Origin of the sequence: Streptomyces sp. NPDC047072 (assembly GCF_040643855.1) — a bacterium.
In the GTDB taxonomy this organism is placed as follows: Bacteria; Actinomycetota; Actinomycetes; order Streptomycetales; family Streptomycetaceae; genus Streptomyces.
The window spans coordinates 1-13286 of the sequence record NZ_JBEYVC010000243.1; the positions used below are offsets into that span (position 1 = coordinate 1).

Sequence of the window (13286 nt, forward strand, 5' to 3'; positions counted from 1 at the left end):
GTCCCGTCGACGGCCCCGCCCAACTCCTCCAGAGCCATCCGTACGGCGTGCCCGGTGCCGTTCTGCTGCGCCTGGACCGCGGTCCGTAAAGGTGGCCTTCCTGTACATGCGGGGCAGCGCGGCCGTCTACCTCATGGGCGGCAAGGGGTCGGGCGCCGACTCGCTGATCGATGCCGCGGGCGCGGTGGACGCGGGTGTCGAGGCGGGCCTGGACAAGCCGTTCACACCGCTGACCAGCGAGGCCCTCGTCAAGGCGCAGCCCGACGTGATCCTCATGATGGCCAAGGGCCTGGAGTCGGTCGGCGGCGTCGACGGCCTCGTCGACATCCCCGGCATCCGGGAGACCCCGGCCGGCCTGGACCGCAGAATCGTCACCCTGGAGGACGGGGTGCTGCTGAGCTTCGGCCCGCGCACCCCGCTGGTCATCGACATCCTGGTGGACCGCATCCACCAGGCCTGAGTCAGGGGATCGCCTTAACGCCGGGCCTGGGCCGGAATCCGGGCGGTCGGTGCGGTCGGTGCGCTCGGTGCCGCCGACGTGACCGGTGTCTTCCGGAACGCCCACTCCATCCGCGGCTCCATCACGCACCGGAACACCCGCCGCACCGGCGCCGTGCACAGCGCGGTCACCACGGCCGCGGCGACCGCGCTGACGGCGATCTCGCCGAGAGGCGTGTGCGGCCAGCCGTAGCGTGCCCAGTCCCAGTGGTCGCCCGCCTGGACGACGAAGCCGTGCAGCAGATAGCCGTAGAGCGTGCCCGCGCCCAGCGAGGTGAACCACATGCGGCGCCCCGGCACCCAGGACAGGAAGCAGCCGACCAGGACCAGGGAGCAGCCGAACAGGGCCAGGGTCATCAGCGGGCCGTACCAGCCGGGGACGCCGAAGTCCTGGGCGGCGGAGCGGTGGAAGAACCACGCGTAGTCCATGCGCGGGACCGCCCAGTACGAGAAGACGACGGCGCCCGCGAAGACCGGCACCGCCAGGAGCCGCACCGGCCACCGGCGCACCAGGGAGAAGTGCTCCGGCCGCAGGCACAGGCCGAGCACGAAGTACGGCAGGAACTGCAGGACGCGCTGGAGGTCGAGGTCGGCGCCGATGGACGGTGTCAGGCTCGCGAGCGCCGCGACGACGAGGGCGACCGGCAGCGGCCACCTGAGGCTCTGCCAGATCGGCGTGGTCAGCCGCCAGACGAACAGCGCCGCCAGGAACCACGTCAGGTACAGCGGGTCCAGGAGGCTGATCTCGCGGTCCGGGACGCCGGAACTCCAGCGGGTGAACAGGGTGTACGCCGTCTCGAAGACGACGTAGGGGACGACGACCCCGGTGATCAGTCGCCTGACCTTCGCCGGGCTCAGGTCGAAGCTCCGCGAGAAGTAGCCGGAGATCACGATGAACGCGGGCATGTGGAAGGCGTAGACGATCGTGTAGAGGGCGGTGACCGCGCGACTGTCGGAACGCAAAGGCTCCCAGGCGTGTCCCATCGCGACCAGCACGATCGCCAGGTACTTGGCGTTGTCGAAGAACGCGTCGCGGTGCGGGGGCTCCTTGGGGGATGTGCGGGGGGCGTGGGTCGGCTGTGAGGTGGCGCTGAGCGGCATTCGCCGCGCCTCACCGATTCGGTACGTCTCAAACCCGCTGGTGGGCCTGTTGTGACGGGTTTCACGCGGGTGGAATCCTCGCCTACGGCGGGTGAACCACACCCCTCCGGTCTGTGGATTGTCCCTGGCTCTGGTGTGTGTTGTCTCTGTACTCGGCAAAGGATCTTGCCCTTGCCTTCACGCGGCTCTTACAACTTGCAGCTGCAAGCAGGTGTGAGGGAAGAGCGTGGGGGGTCCGGTGCGTCCGGTGGCACGTTGGCGTGCGTGGGTTGTCGTGATGTCGTTGCTGCTGGGCTTCTGGGCGCAGGAGGGCGGCGCCGCGTACGCGGCCACGAGGCCCTCGGCGTCGGTGGGCGCGGGGCTCGGCCACCTGTGGGACTGGCTGGCGGGCAAGGACGGTTCGGGTCCGCGCTCGAAGACCGGCTCGGCCTCCGACGTCCGCGCGGCGAAGTCCGCCGAGGGGCACCCCGCGGGGCGTGCGCCGGGCAAGGGCAAGGGGCAGCTCGACGCCTGGCGGGCGCCCAGCGCCCAGGCGAAGAAGGAACGTTCCGCCAGCGTCGCCGTCGAAGCCCATCTCGTAGAGCTTCCCGCGGGCGTTCTCGAAGGGGCGGTGCAGGATCATCATCAGCTGTCCGTCGAAGGTGTGGAACAGCATGCCGTGCCCGCTGTCCTCGCGGACCAGGGGATGGTGCTGCCGCCAGGGTCCGGTCAGCTCGCCGGACGGGGAGACGGCGTAGGTCTGGACGTATTCGCCGCCGAGCGTGCCGTCGTCCTGCGCGATGTTCTTCTCGTACGTCGACCACAGCATGAGCAGGGCACCGCCCGGGGTGCGGTACAGCTGGGGGCCGTCGGTGACGTACGGCGGGATCTGGTGCGGCGTTCCCGCGGGGAGCTCCTCGCCGATCCAGGACGCGTCCGAGCCCTTGAAGAGGAACACGGGGTCGCCGATCGTGCCGGTCAGGTCGGGGGTGAGGCGGATCGCCTCCATCGTGCCGTCGATGGTCTGCACCCACTCGTGCGCGTACACCATCCAGGGCTGCCCGTCCGGATCGACGTACAGCGTCCCGTCCAGGGTCATGAGGTGGGCGGGCGGCGTCGGGCGCTTGGCGTCCACGACGGTGAAGGGGCCGAGCAGCGAGTCGGAGACCGCGGTGACCGTGCCGCGCAGGTGGTTCGGGAGCTGGAAGGGCGTACCCCATCGGCCGGCCGGCGGCACCGGGAGCGGGTGGCCCTCATCGTGCAGCGTCGTGAACAGGTAGTACCTCCCCTCCCACGCGTGCACCTCCGGCGCCCACCCGCCCTCGCGCGCCCACAGCCCGTCCTGCCCGGCCACCCGGAAGACCACGACCGGCGGCGACCATTCCCGCAGGTCACGGCTTCGGTAGACCATCGTGCCGACACCCTCCACACCCGACACGGACGGCTCGTTGGAGGTGTACAGGTGATAGGTCCGCGTCCCGGCATCGGCGACGACGAACGGATCGTGCAGGGGCATGTCGGGAAGCCGCAGCGGCTCGTTCTCGGTCACGGTCACAGGGCGAACGATATGACCATGTGATCGTCGGGCGTCACTGTGCCTTCCGGACGTCGTCCGCCAGGAGGGCGTGGGCCAGGCTCACCAGAGCCGGCAGCGCCGGATGGGTCGGGCCCTCCGGCCAGGCGAGATGGACCGGGACGGGTGGGGCGTCGGCGAGTGGGCGGAAGATCAGGGAAGGGTGGGTGTGGTTGCCGGGGGTGGCTGTGGTGGAGATGCCGACGGCCCGGCCCGCGGCGATCGCCATCAGCCACTCGTCGGTGTTCGTGACCTCCACGGTCGCCGCGGGGCGGGCCGTGCGGGGCCAGAGGTCCATGGTCGTGGTGCCGGAGACGGTGTTGAGGGCGATCCGGTGGGGGACCAGGTCCGCCAGGGTGACCTCGGGGAGCGCGGTGAGCGGGCTGTCCGCGGCCATTACCACCACCCGTGCCTCCGTCAGCAGGAGTTCCGTGCGCAGCGCGGGGGCCGTCACCTCGCCCCGCAGCAGTGCCGCGTCCGCCCGGCCCTGGGCCAGGCCGCCCGTGGGATCGTCGATGCGCAGCAGCTCCAGCGGTGTCTCCGGGTGCGTCTCGTCCCAGCGGCGCAGGAGGGGCACGGTGTGGTCGCCGAGCGCGGCCCAGGGGTGGCCCAGGCGCAGCGGCCAGCTCTTGAGCGTCCGGGGGTTCAGGGCGTTGTCCACGGCCGCGACGGCCACCGCGGCCTTGTCGCGGAAGGTGCGGCCCTCGGCGGTCAGGTCGAGATGGTGGGTGGAGCGGTCGACCAGACGGGCGCCCAGCCGGTCCTCCAGCTGGCGCAGCGTGCGGGAGAGCGCGGGCTGGCCCAGGTGCAGTCGGGCGGCGGCCCGGGTGATGTTGCCCTCCTCCGCGATGACGAGGAAGGCGCGCAGGTGCCGTAGCTCCACGGTCATGCTTCCCGAGCATAACCGCCGGAACATCGGCATTTCACGCGGCACCGACGGCTCCCTAGCGTGAACGGCATGACCTCCACGGGGCACTTCTCGTCCAGCGCACACATGTCGGCGGGCCACATGTTGGCGGGCCACGCGTCGTCGGCCCACATGCCGGCGGCCCACGCGTCCTCGGCCCGCGTGTCGGCGGGCCACATGTCGCCGAACCACGTGGCGTCCGACCCCACCTCGTCAGCCCTCCCGCGCCGGCACCCCGTCGGGCGCGGCAGTCTCACCGGTGTCGGCCTGGTCCTCGCCGGCGTGGTCTCGGTCCAGTTCGCGTCCGCCTTCGCGGCGTCGCTGTTCCCGCGCGCGGGAGCGCTCGGTACGGTCGCGCTGCGGGCGGCGTTCGCCGCGGTGCTGCTCCTCGTCGTCACCCGGCCGCGGCTGCGCGGGTACTCCCGCGCCGACTGGGTGGTCGTCACCGGCTTCGGCCTGGCGCTCGGCGGTATGAACCTCCTCTTCTACCAGGCCATCGACCGGATCCCGCTGGGCGCGGCGGTCACCGTCGAGGTGCTCGGCCCGCTCCTGCTCTCCGTCGCTGTCTCCCGCCGCGCCGCCGGCCTGTTGTGGGCCGCGCTCGCCCTCGCCGGAGTCTGCCTGCTGGGCCGGGGCGACTTCGGCGCCCTCTCCACCACGGGCGTGGCATTCGCTGTGGGTGCCGGAGCCATGTGGGCCGCGTACATAGTGCTCAACGCCCGCGCGGGCGCCCGCTTCCCCCGCCTCGACGGCCTGGCGATCGCGATGACCGTCGCCGCCCTGGTCAGCCTCCCCCTGGGGATCGGCGCGGCGGGCGGGACCCTGCTGGAGCCCCGGGTGCTCGGGCTGGGGCTGGCGATCGCGGTACTGGGCTCGGGAGTGCCGTACACCTTGGAACTGCTCGCCCTGCGCAGGCTGCCCGCCGCGACCTTCGCGGTGCTCATGAGCCTGGCCCCGGCCTTCGCCGCGCTGGCGGGATACCTGGTGCTCGGCCAGGGGCTCACGGCACAGCAGTGTGTGGCGATCGCCCTCGTGGTGGCGGCCAGCGCCGGGGCCGTCCGTCAAGGGGAGAGCTAGAAGCGGATGGTCATCTCGACGCTCACGTCGTCCCCGGCACCCAGGTCCGCCGGCCTGCGGACCGCCACCTTGAGCGGCAGCAGATAGCCGCCGTCCTTCGGGAACAGGGACGTCGTGAAGGTGACCTCGCCGACCGTGGCCTCGACGGGGATCACGCCCCAGCCGTACGTGGCCATCCGCGCCACCTCGCCGATGTCGGCGCACTCCTGTTCCGGCACGGGCACGAAGTAGTACGGCGCCGGACCGCGCCATTCGATCACCCGGCCGGTGAAGGTGAGGTTCATCGGGTCCGCCCCCGTCTCTCGATCAGGAGTGACCGTAGCGCGCCGCGATGTCCGTGAGGTACCCGCGCAGCAGGACCTTCGCCTCGTCCAGCAGAGCCGCGTCGCCCCGGGTGTCGCGACGGAAGGCCTCCTGCGCGAGGGCGTCGGCGGCGAGCATGGCCGCGTGGCAGACGCGGGCCAGGGTCTCGTCGTCCTCGGCGAAGCCGAGGGAGAGCAGGATGCGGCGGATGCCGTCGGCCATTCGGCGCTTGTGCTCGCGGTCGGCGGCCCGGGTCCGCTCGGTCAGTCCGCTGCCGAACCACAGGGCGCGGAAGCCGTGTTCGGTGCGGTAGATCTCGGCGTACGCGTCGATGAGGACGCCGACCGGGTCCTCCCAGCGCTCGGCGGAGGCGGCCTCGACCAGGGCGTCCATCGCCGCTTCCAGCTTGGCGAAGTAGCCGGCCGCGAGGGCCTCGATGATCGCGCCCCGGTCGGGCAGGTACTGGTACAGCGAACCGACCGACACACGGGCCTCGGCCGCGATCCTGGTCGTGGTGAGCGCCTCGACGCCCTCCTCGACCAGGATGCGCTCCGCGGCGTCCAGCACTCGCGCCAACCGGGCCCGGCTGCGGGCCTGTTGGGGAGTACGACGCAGGGAGGCGATCCAAGCCGCCCGGTCGGTGTCCGCGGTGGGCTCGCCCACGCGACAACCTCCGAACCTGAACGTGACTTTGTTTCACGTTTAGGTTAGCGTCGCGCGCATGACCGACTCAAGCTCGGCGCTGAGCGAGGAGCGGGCCGCCGTCGCGGACGCCTGCCGCCGCCTGGGGGCCGAGGGCCTGCTCATCGGTACGGCCGGCAATGTCAGCGTGCGTGTCGACGACCGCGTGGCGATCACCGCGACCGGCGCGGTCCTCGCCGATCTCACCCCGGACCAGGTCACCGTCGTGGACCTCGCCGGCGAGGTCGTCGCCGGGACGCTGCTGCCGACCTCGGAGCTGGACCTCCACCTCGGTGTCTACCACCGCTACGGCACCGCCGCGGTCGTGCACACACACGCCCCGCTGGCCACGGCGCTCTCCCTGGTCCTCGACGAACTGCCCTGCATCCACTACCAGTTGATCGCGCTCGGCGGCACCGTACGGGTCGCGCCGTACGCCACCTTCGGCACCCCGGAGCTGGCCGAGTCGGTGATCGAGGCCCTCGATGGCCGCGGCGCCGCCTTGATGGCGAACCACGGAGCCGTCACCCACGCGCCGACACTCGACAAGGCGGTCGAGCACGCGCTGCTGCTGGAGTGGGCCTGCGGGGTCTACCAGCGCGCGGTCGCCCTGGGAGAGCCCCGAGTCCTCGACGAACAGCAGCAGATCGCGGTGATCGAGGCAGCCCTCGCCCGCGACTACGGCACCACCCGACCCGTGCAGAAGGGACAGCGATGAAGGTCGTCACGATGGGCGTGCAGGTACTGGACGTACTTGTGCGGCCGGTCGAGGAGATACCCGAGGGGCAGAACGCCACCCTCGTCGAGGACATCCGCATGACCGCCGCCGGCACGGCCGCCGGCACCGCCCTCACCCTCGCCAAGCTGGGCGCCTCGGTCCGCACGGCCGGTGCGATCGGCACCGACCCGACCGGCGACCTGCTGATCCAGCTCCTCAACAAGGCGGGAATCAGTACGGAGTTGCTGGTCCGCCGCATCGACACCTCAACCTCCGCCACGGTCCTGCCCATTCGCCCGAACGGCGACCGCCCCTCCCTGCACCTGCTCGGCGCCAACATCACCTACGGCCTGGACGACGTGCCCTGGGACGCGGTGGCCGAGTCGACCCATCTGCACCTGGGCGGACCGGAGTTGATCGGCGCGGAGGTCGCCGCGCGGATCCTCGCGCACGCCAAGGAGAACGGCGTCGTCACCTCCGTGGACCTCCTCGCCCCCGGCGAACTCGGCACGTTCGACCAGATCGAGCCAGTACTGCCGTACATCGACTACCTGCTGCCCAACGACGACCAGGTCCTCGGCTTCAGCGAGGAGCTGGACCTGGTGACCGGCGCGAAGAAGTTCGTCGCCGGCGGTGTCGGTCTCGTCGCGGTGACCCGGGGCGGCGACGGAGCGCTCCTGGTGACCGCCGGAGGCACCGAGACCGTCCCGGCGTTCGAGATCGACGTCGTCGACACGACCGGCTGCGGCGACGCCTTCTCGGCCGGCTTCCTCCGCGGCATCAGCCTCGACCGCACCCCACGCGAGTCCGCGATCCTCGGCAGCGCGGCGGCGGCACTGGTGGCCCAGGGGCTGGGCAGTGACCACGGGGACTTCGACCTGGCGGAGGCGGACGAGTTCTCGATGACAAGCAAGACCCGTTGACGCCAGGGGAATGGGAAAGTCGTGCACGGTGTTGCGGGAGCATCGAACCGTCCCGCAGCACCGCACGACAGGATGTGCTCCCATGCCCCGCTCCGAAGCCCGCGTGACCACCGACCGCCCCCAGCGCTACGCCAAGCAGCTCGCCTCGCATCTCGGTCGTCGCAGTGAGACCAGCTGGGACGAGGAGAGCGGTACGGGCAGTCTGCTGTTCCAGAACGGGGGGAAGGGGACGCTGACCGCGACGGAGGGTGCGCTGCTGCTTACGCTGGAGGCGGAGGCCGAGCATCTCGACCTCCTGGAGGGTGTCATCGGGAGCCACCTGGTGCGGTTCGGGACCAAGGACGAGCTGGTCGTCGAGTGGCAGCGCGCGTCCGGTGAGCCGGGTACCACCCAGCGCAAGGACGCGGACTGACCTCAGATCGAGCAGCCGACGTGCGCCAGCGCCTGCCGCAGCAGCACCCCGTGGCCGCCCGGCATCTCGCTCTGCACCGCCACCGACAGCGCGTCCTGCGGGCTGAACCACACCAGGTCAAGGGCGTCCTGCCGGGGCCGGCAGTCGCCGGTCACCGGCACCACGTAGGCCAGCGACACGGCGTGCTGGCGGGGGTCGTGGTACGGCGTGATGCCGACCGTCGGGAAGTACTCCGCCACCGTGAACGGCTGGAGGGAGGACGGGATCCGGGGCAGCGCCACCGGGCCGAGGTCCTTCTCCAGGTGCCGCATCAGGGCGTCCCGGATCCGCTCGTGGTGCAGGACGCGGCCGGAGACCAGAGTCCGGCTGACCGTGCCGTCGGGTCCGATGCGCAGCAGCAGGCCGACGCTGGTGACTTCGCCGCTGTCGTCGACGCGCACGGGCACGGCCTCGACGTACAGGATCGGCATCCGGGCGCGTGACTGCTCGAGGTCGTCGGCGCTCAGCCAGCCGGGCGTGGTTTCGGTCATGTCAGACATTGCTTGATCATACTTTCCGGGTACGGCGGACGCTCAGTGGCGTTCGCCTGCTGGGACGGGGGCGGGGGAGGGAAGTCCGTAGAGGCGGCGGGCGTTGTCGCCGCTCACCCAGGCCACCAGGCGTAACGCGTCCGGCAGGCTCAGCTCGTCGGCGGTCACCCGCTCCTGGAGGAGCCCGGCGAGTCCCTCGCGGAACGCCAGTGCGCCGAGCAGGTGGAACTCGGCCACTCCGTAGGCGTCGGAGCTGTACAGCAGCTTGCGGAACGGCGTGATCTCCAGGGCCTCCGCCAGGATCGCCGCGGCTCGTGCGGGGCCGACGTGATGCAGGGTGAGGCCCACGTCCAGGTACACCTGCTCGAACACGGCGGCCAGATAGGCGGCCTGCCGCTGGTAGGGCCAGCAGTGCAGCAGCAGGACCGGGATCGTGCCGGCGGTCAGATGCAGCCAGTCCGTGAGGTGGGTCGGGTCCGTGCGGTGCATACGGATGTCGCTGTCGCCGAACCCGGTGTGCAGCTGGAGCGGCAGGCCCAGGTCCACCGCCGTCCACAGCAGGTGCCGTACGAGAACCGGGTCCGCCAGGCGGCCGCCCCGCGCGATCCAGTTGGCGGCGGCCCGGGTGACGTCCTCGGGCGCGGGCCGTGCCGGGTCCAGGTCGAAGCCGGTGCGGTAGGCGGCGACCGACTTCACACCGACCACATCGGGACGCCGTACGGCCTCCTCGGCGGCGGTGCGGAACGCCTGCGCGTAGGCGTCCGGCTCGACGCCCCGCGCGGCCACCGCCTCCGCGACGCCTTCCAGCCGCACGATCTCGTACGCCGTTCCGCCCGCGATGCCGGCCAGCTCGGCGGGTGTCGTGAGCCGCTCCGGTGCGTATCCGGTGTCCACGCAGAACACGTCCGTGCCGGCGGCGGTCAGGAAGCGGCGGTTGACCTCGGCCGGGCCGAACTCCGCGCGGCGGGCCAGGTAGGCGTCGGCCGGTGCGTGGCGCGGAAGGTCCAGGAGAGGCGCGCAGTGCCGGCGGATCGCCACGCCCACCGGGCTGTCGAAGGGGGAGATGCCGGGCCAGCGCTCGCCCTCGGTGATCAGGGACTCGAAGCCGGGGCGGTCGAGGGGGGTGGTGACGATGCCGTGGCAGTGGTGGTCGACCAGGCGGGCGGCGGCGAGAGCGTCGTGGATAGGGGAGCCCGAAGCGTGGGTGGGCCGGGGTGGGGCCTTGTCGGCGGGCCGGGCGGCGCTCATGCAGCAACTCCCACGCATCCGCATACACCGACACTCCGGCCTGCGGTCCTGCCGGCGTACCCACGCGCGGGGCTGCCGGTATTCCGGCCCGCGGTCTTGCCGACGCTCCCGCGCGCGGCACCGCCGACATCGCGGCCCGTGGTCCTGTCGGTGTTCCCGCGCGTCCCCGTAGCGCCGCTCCCGTGCCCTCTCATACCGGTGTCCCCCGTGCGCGTACCCACGTCAGTACTTCCACCGGTACGCCGCCGCGACCGCCTCGTCGTCAAGGCCCGCCACCGCGTCGATCTCTCCCATCCGTACGGCGATCACGGCGTCGGCGAGGACCGGGCCCAGGGCCGCCTGCAGGCGTTCGTCGCCGCGGAACTCCTTGACCGCGCGGGCCAGCGAGGTCGGCAGCCGGCGTACGCCCGCGGCCGTGGCCTCCTCGGTGCCGAGCCCGGCCGGGTCGCCGGTGATCTCCTCGGGGAGCGGGGCGGCGGAGGTCAGGCCGTCGAGGCCGGCGGCGAGCAGGCCGGTCAGGGCGAGGTACGGGTTGGCGGCCAGGTCGACCGGCTTGACCTCCAGGTTCGCGGCCCGGTCGGTCAGGCCCGCCGTGCCGGTGACGATCCGGATCGCCGCCTCCCGGGTCTCGCGGCCCCACGCGGTGAACACCCCTGCCCACTGCGAGGGTTTGAGGCGCAGATAGCTCGCCGGACTCGGCGCGGTCAGGGCCGTGAGCGCGGGCAGATGGCCGAGGATGCCCGCCACGAACGACTCGGCCTCCTCCGTCATGCCGTAGCGGCCCTTGCCGCCGGAGTGGAGGTTGACTCCGTCGCGCCAGGCGGAGAGATGGATGTGGCCGCCGTTGCCGACGCCCTCGGCGAGGACCGCGGGGGAGAAGGAGACGACGAGTCCGTGCCGTCCGGCGACCGCCCGGATCGTCTGCCGCAGCAGAACACTGATGTCGGCCGCCGCCACCGGATCGAGCGCGGCCGTGGAGATCTCGAACTGCCCGGCCGCGTACTCGGGATGGAGTTGCTCGACCTCGATCCCCTGCTGGGCGCAGGCCGCGAGGAGTTCGGCCGTGCAGTCGCTCAACTTGACCTGACGCGTGGCGCTGTACGCCGGTCCCGTGGCCGCCGGTTCGAACGCGCCGTCGGCCGCCTCGGCGCGCCCCACGGACCACTCGATCTCGATGCCCGCCTTGAAAGCGAGCCCGTGCCGCTCGGCGGCCGCCCTGACGATCCTGCGCAGGACCGTGCGGGAACAGCCCGGGTGCGGCTCGCCCTCCTGTGTGATCCGGTCGACCGGCGCCCACGCCCAGCCGGGCTGCCCGGCCAGCGTCACCAGCCGGTCGAGGTCGGGGTACAGGCGCAAGTCGCCGTCGGGGGAGCCGAGTACGTCCGTGGAGACGATGAAGTCGTTCGCCAGGAAGGTGTCGAACACCGGGGACATGCCCACACCCCAGGCCGCCGCCGAGGCGAGCCGTGCGGTGGGGATCGTCTTCACCCTGCTGATCCCCGCCGTGTCGACGTAGGACAGGACGACCCCGTCGACACCCTTGGAGCCGAGTTCGTCGCTCAGCGCGGTCGCCCGGTCCACGTCACCGGGGCGGCCGCCGGGGACGGGGTCGGCAAGAGTGGTCATACGTCCTCCACGACGGGCTCGGCTGGGTCGGCTCCCGCGTCAGGGTTTCACGGCGACTCCGCCGAACTGCGGTACCACGGCCGGGGAGTCGGGCTCGGCGCGCCACCGCGAGCAGGAGACCAGACCCGGTTCGAGGAGGTCGAGTCCCTCGAAGAACGCGGCGATGTCGGTGCCGCTGCGGGCGGTGATCGGCGGGGTGGCGTTCTCGTTCCAGAACTTCATCGCCGGGATCTGGCCCGCGCCGCCGAGTTCGTCGTCGAAGGTGGGGTGGGTGAGCACCAGGTAACTGCCGGACGGGACCGAGGCCATGACGCGGCGGACGATCTCGCGGGCCTTGTCGTAGTCGAGGACGAAGTTCAGGATGCCGAGCATCATCACCGCGACCGGCTTCTCGAAGTCCAGGGTGCCCGAGGCGCGTTCGAGGATCGCCTCCGGGTCGTGGACGTCGGCGTCGATGTAGTCGGTGACGCCCTCGCGGGTGCTGGTCAGCAGGGTGCGGGCGTGGACCAGGACGATCGGGTCGTTGTCGACGTAGACGATCCTGGAGTCCGGGGCGACGCGCTGCGCGATCTGGTGGGTGTTGTCCACCGTCGGCAGGCCGGTGCCGATGTCGAGGAACTGGCGGACACCGCGCTCCTCGCCGAGGAAGCGGACCGCGCGGCCCAGGAACCAGCGGTCCGCGCGGGCGATCTCCCGGATGATCGGGAACATCCCGGCGACGTGCTCGCCGACGCGCTGGTCGACCTCGTAGTTGTCCTTGCCGCCGATCCAGTAGTTCCACACGCGCGCGTTGTGCGCCACACCGGTGTTCAGCCTCGCCGATGTGTCCGACGGGGTGTGGCTCTCGCTCACGACTGTGCTCCTTCTCGCCTGCGGCCGTTGCGCCGCCGTTGCCGCCATTGTGCCGTCCGATGATCAGCTTGTCCCGGAAAACGTGAGGGTCAGCTCTCCGGGCGTGCGTGGCCGTTCTGCCATGCCCAGGCCGCGATCTCCACGCGGTTCCGTGCGGCGAGCTTCAGCTGGACGCTGGAGAGGTGGGTCTTGACCGTGGAGAGGGAGACATACAACTCCGCGGCGATCTCGTTGTTCGTACGGCCGAGGGCGACCAGGCGGACGACGTCGAGCTCCCGTTCGGTGAGGGGCTCGGCGGGCGGCTCGGTGACTGCCGCGGGGCGGGGGGCGGTGGCCGGTTCCGGGACCTCCGTGACGTGCCGGAGCAGGCGGACCGTGACCGACGGGGAGACCAGGGAGTCGCCGGCCGCCGCGGCGCGGACCGCCTCCGCGAGGAGGGTCGGTCCGGAGTCCTTGAGGAGGAAGCCGCAGGCACCCCCGCGCAGGGCGCCGTAGACGTACTCGTCCAGGTCGAACGTGGTCACGACCACCACCCGCATCGGGTCCGCCACGTCGGGTCCGGCCAGTATCCGCGTCGCCTCCAGGCCGTCCAGCTTCGGCATCCGGATGTCCAACAGGCACACGTCCGGCCGCAGCTCCCGGGCCAGCGTCACGGCCGTCTCCCCGTCGGCGGCCTCCGCGACCACGGTGATGTCGGGCTGCGCGTCCAGGAAGAACCGGAAGCCGGTGCGGACCATGTCCTGGTCGTCGGCGATCAGCACGCGGATGGGGGCGGCCGGCGGGGTGGTGCTCGTCATGGCTCGCATCATGCCTCAGGGAGGGGGCGGGCGGCGGGTGCCGCCGACGCGGCCGGGGCGC

The 13286-nt window shown here is 71.8% G+C and carries 13 protein-coding genes and 2 pseudogenes; 5 read left to right on the top strand and 10 right to left on the bottom strand.

Annotation, left to right across the window (positions count from 1 at the left end):
- Positions 1–88 precede the first annotated feature (88 nt).
- Positions 89–460: pseudogene (locus ABZ896_RS48880) on the top strand (ABC transporter substrate-binding protein); the annotation flags it as partial.
- A gap of 14 nt (positions 461–474) precedes the next feature.
- On the opposite strand, the gene ABZ896_RS48885 reads toward ABZ896_RS48880, so the two are convergent.
- From ABZ896_RS48885 to ABZ896_RS48895, 3 genes and pseudogenes are all read right to left on the bottom strand, one after another.
- The gene (locus ABZ896_RS48885; protein WP_360944623.1) at positions 475–1599 is read right to left on the bottom strand and encodes an acyltransferase family protein; all 1125 of its coding nucleotides are present in this window, start codon (positions 1597–1599) and stop codon (positions 475–477) included.
- A gap of 568 nt (positions 1600–2167) precedes the next feature.
- Positions 2168–3094, bottom strand: a pseudogene (locus ABZ896_RS48890) (glycoside hydrolase family 43 protein); the annotation flags it as partial.
- A 73-nt stretch (positions 3095–3167) separates the two neighbouring features.
- Positions 3168–4040 (bottom strand): LysR family transcriptional regulator, encoded by an 873-nt coding sequence (locus ABZ896_RS48895; RefSeq protein ID WP_360944626.1) that lies wholly within the window; start codon positions 4038–4040, stop codon positions 3168–3170.
- A 195-nt stretch (positions 4041–4235) separates the two neighbouring features.
- Between ABZ896_RS48895 and ABZ896_RS48900 the strand changes: the two genes are divergently transcribed.
- On the top strand, positions 4236–5135 hold the full coding sequence (locus tag ABZ896_RS48900; RefSeq protein ID WP_360944654.1) for an EamA family transporter: 900 nt from the start codon (positions 4236–4238) through the stop codon (positions 5133–5135).
- Here ABZ896_RS48900 and ABZ896_RS48905 read toward each other — a convergent pair.
- Both ABZ896_RS48905 and ABZ896_RS48910 read right to left on the bottom strand, forming a co-directional pair.
- A complete protein-coding gene (locus tag ABZ896_RS48905; protein WP_360944629.1) occupies positions 5132–5419 on the bottom strand; it encodes a DUF1905 domain-containing protein in 288 nt (95 codons plus the stop codon). The genes ABZ896_RS48900 and ABZ896_RS48905 overlap by 4 nt on opposite strands.
- Before the next feature lie 22 nt (positions 5420–5441).
- The gene (locus ABZ896_RS48910; RefSeq protein ID WP_360944632.1) at positions 5442–6101 is read right to left on the bottom strand and encodes a TetR/AcrR family transcriptional regulator; all 660 of its coding nucleotides are present in this window, start codon (positions 6099–6101) and stop codon (positions 5442–5444) included.
- A gap of 58 nt (positions 6102–6159) precedes the next feature.
- Between ABZ896_RS48910 and ABZ896_RS48915 the strand changes: the two genes are divergently transcribed.
- From ABZ896_RS48915 to ABZ896_RS48925, 3 genes are all read left to right on the top strand, one after another.
- Positions 6160–6837 (top strand): class II aldolase/adducin family protein, encoded by a 678-nt coding sequence (locus ABZ896_RS48915; protein ID WP_360944635.1) that lies wholly within the window; start codon positions 6160–6162, stop codon positions 6835–6837.
- A complete protein-coding gene (locus ABZ896_RS48920) occupies positions 6834–7760 on the top strand; it encodes a carbohydrate kinase family protein (RefSeq protein WP_360944637.1) in 927 nt (308 codons plus the stop codon). Before ABZ896_RS48915 ends, ABZ896_RS48920 begins: the two co-directional genes overlap by 4 nt.
- A gap of 82 nt (positions 7761–7842) precedes the next feature.
- Positions 7843–8172 (top strand): DUF2218 domain-containing protein, encoded by a 330-nt coding sequence (locus tag ABZ896_RS48925; RefSeq protein WP_360944639.1) that lies wholly within the window; start codon positions 7843–7845, stop codon positions 8170–8172.
- A gap of 2 nt (positions 8173–8174) precedes the next feature.
- Here ABZ896_RS48925 and ABZ896_RS48930 read toward each other — a convergent pair whose 3' ends face one another.
- The 5 genes from ABZ896_RS48930 to ABZ896_RS48950 all read right to left on the bottom strand — a co-directional run bounded on the left by ABZ896_RS48930 (position 8175) and on the right by ABZ896_RS48950 (position 13225).
- Positions 8175–8702 carry an NUDIX hydrolase family protein gene (locus tag ABZ896_RS48930; protein WP_360944657.1) on the bottom strand — a complete coding sequence of 176 codons (528 nt, stop codon included), beginning with the start codon at positions 8700–8702 and terminating at the stop codon, positions 8175–8177.
- A gap of 42 nt (positions 8703–8744) precedes the next feature.
- The gene (locus ABZ896_RS48935; protein WP_360944642.1) at positions 8745–9950 is read right to left on the bottom strand and encodes an amidohydrolase family protein; all 1206 of its coding nucleotides are present in this window, start codon (positions 9948–9950) and stop codon (positions 8745–8747) included.
- Between the two features lie 222 nt (positions 9951–10172).
- Complete coding sequence (locus ABZ896_RS48940; RefSeq protein WP_360944645.1) at positions 10173–11576, bottom strand: glutamine synthetase family protein; 1404 nt, start codon at positions 11574–11576, stop codon at positions 10173–10175.
- A 39-nt stretch (positions 11577–11615) separates the two neighbouring features.
- On the bottom strand, positions 11616–12428 hold the full coding sequence (locus ABZ896_RS48945; RefSeq protein WP_360944648.1) for an SAM-dependent methyltransferase: 813 nt from the start codon (positions 12426–12428) through the stop codon (positions 11616–11618).
- 89 nt (positions 12429–12517) lie between these two features.
- On the bottom strand, positions 12518–13225 hold the full coding sequence (locus ABZ896_RS48950) for a response regulator transcription factor (RefSeq protein ID WP_360944651.1): 708 nt from the start codon (positions 13223–13225) through the stop codon (positions 12518–12520).
- Positions 13226–13286: the final 61 nt, after the last annotated feature.